This window comes from Oleiphilus sp. HI0132, from assembly GCF_001635845.1.
The window spans coordinates 1-2,274 of record NZ_LWGJ01001568.1 but is presented as its reverse complement, the minus strand read 5'-3'; the positions used below and the strand labels follow the sequence as shown (position 1 = coordinate 2,274).

Below are 2,274 nucleotides of genomic sequence, written 5' to 3'. Positions count from 1 at the left end.
AGACGCGTATCGATAAGAAAGCTCATCACCTCACCCAGGCTAACAGCTTCATCAACCTTAGTAATAATGGCGCCTGACAAGCCTACCATTTTGTAGTGATGGTAATTTGAACACATCACCTGATACTGCCCTACAGACGATACAACAAGGTGTGACTGAATATCATGACCCGACAGCTTTAATTCCTGCAGCTGCTCAGACCAGCACGCGTCGGTATGCATTAGGCCAGCAGTATCAACCAAGACAAGTTTTTTGTGACGCAAGCCATCAAGTATGGTATCCAGACTATGACGCTCATCAACAACATGGACAGGCACATTGAGTATTCTGCCAAACACCTTTAGTTGCTCGTGCGCAGCTATGCGGTATCTGTCAGTTGTCACCAAGGCTATATCATCAGCACCATGTCGAATAACAAACTGAGCAGCCATTTTACCTATTGTCATGGTCTTACCACTACCTGTAGGCCCAACCAATGCAATGACGCCACCCTGCTCGATCAGGTCATCTTCAGGAGCCGATATTAAAGCTGAAACACCCTGTGAAACACGAGACCATGCCTGACTGTAGTCCATACCTAAATCAACCATTGCCATTAGCCGTTTTTTAAGATCCCCGGCAATACAAAGGGATTCGAGTTTACGTTCGATTTTGCTGAGCGTAGCCGATTGCTCACGTTCTTTTTCATTCTGCACTTGCTTGTAAGCCTGCCCGGACATTAGTTTTTTAATCTCTAATATCTCTGCACGCATATCCGATAATTCGCCCCACGGAGTACCATTTTGTTTAGCATCATGTGACGCAGCCTTGCGCTCCATTGCCGAAGAGCTTGCCTCTGGTTCAGACACTGCCTCTGAATCGTTCTCTTGCGCAAGAGCATCAGGCCGCTCTTTACGCTTAGCCTTAACCTCTTCTATCTTTCTACGCGCACTATCTAGCTCTTTTTGCAGTTTCAGGTGTTTTTCTGCATGCATACGAGCAAGTTGGGAAGGGCTAGGCTCGCCACGCTCTATCAATTGACTTTCGATGGTTTCAGGTGAGACATCTTCCTCATAGTCGAGCGCAGCAACAATTTCGACACCACCGTCAACTTTTGAGTTGGATAAGATAACCGCATCGGGGCCAAGTTCTTCTCGAACCATTTTTAAAACTTCTTGCATGGTCGCTGAAAAAAAGCGTCTAACTTCCATAAGGAATCACCTGATTATGTTTACTACTCATCACTTCAATTGAACCTTGGAGCGAGTTCTACCGACACGACGTCAATTTATTGACCTACGTTCGCGACGATTGTTATTTGTTTATTGTTTGGCACTTCCTGGTAAGAAAGGACATTAATCGGGTCACTCCCAAACCTTACAAACTTAGCAAGCACTGGTCTCAAAGGCCCTGATACCAAAAGGATTGCAGGCTTTCCGAGCATTTCCTGGCGTTGAGCTGCTTCACCGAGCGATCGCTGAAGTGTTTCAACTATTCGGGGCTCAAGTATCATTCCCATATCATCACCCGCGCCAGTTTTTTGTGACTGCTGCACAGACTTTAGCAATAACTGTTCCAAGTCGGGCTCTAAGGTAATAACGGGGATTTCATCATCATTTCCACAAATATTTTGGACAATCAATCTTTTCATACCCTGTCGACATGCTTCTGTTAGCAGGGTGGAATCAGCTGACTTTGGAGTTACATTAACCAGCGCTTCAGCGATCGAACGCATATCTCTAATAGGTACGTCCTCGATCAATAGACTCTGAAGAACTTTTAATAACAGACTGACTGTTAATGTATTTGGAACCAGCTCTTCTGATAGCTTAGGTGACACCTTCGCCAACTGATCCAACCATTGCTGTACCTCCTCATGCCCCAATAACTCACTAGCATGCTTCTGAAGCACTTGATTCAAGTGTGTCGCCACCACAGTACTCGCATCGACAACGGTATAACCTAGCGTTTGCGCATGATCCTTTTGAGAACTCTCAACCCAGATTGCATCAAGCCCAAAAGCAGGGTCTCTACCCTCAACCCCGTCAATTTTCCCAAAGACCTGACCCGGGTTAATAGCTAGCTCTCTCTCTGGGTGAATTTCTGCTTCAGCAATCGTTACGCCCATCAAGGTGATTCGGTAAACATTTGGCATAAGGTCAAGATTGTCGCGAATATGAACTGAAGGCATTAAGAAACCTAACTCTTGCGACAGCTTTTTACGCACCCCTTTTATCCTACCAAGCAATGCCCCCCCCTGATTTTTATCAACAAGAGGAATTATGCGATAACCAA

Annotated in this window: 2 protein-coding genes; both read right to left on the bottom strand. The window is 45.6% G+C overall.

The window, feature by feature from the left end; genetic code table 11:
• Positions 1 to 1,190 (bottom strand): flagellar biosynthesis protein FlhF (flhF, locus tag A3766_RS24075; RefSeq protein ID WP_068643125.1); only part of this gene is annotated, 1,190 nt, incomplete at its 3' end.
• A 77-nt stretch (positions 1,191 to 1,267) separates the two neighbouring features.
• On the bottom strand, positions 1,268 to 2,274 hold a 1,007-nt coding region (locus A3766_RS24070; protein ID WP_197479715.1), incomplete at its 5' end, for an FHIPEP family type III secretion protein.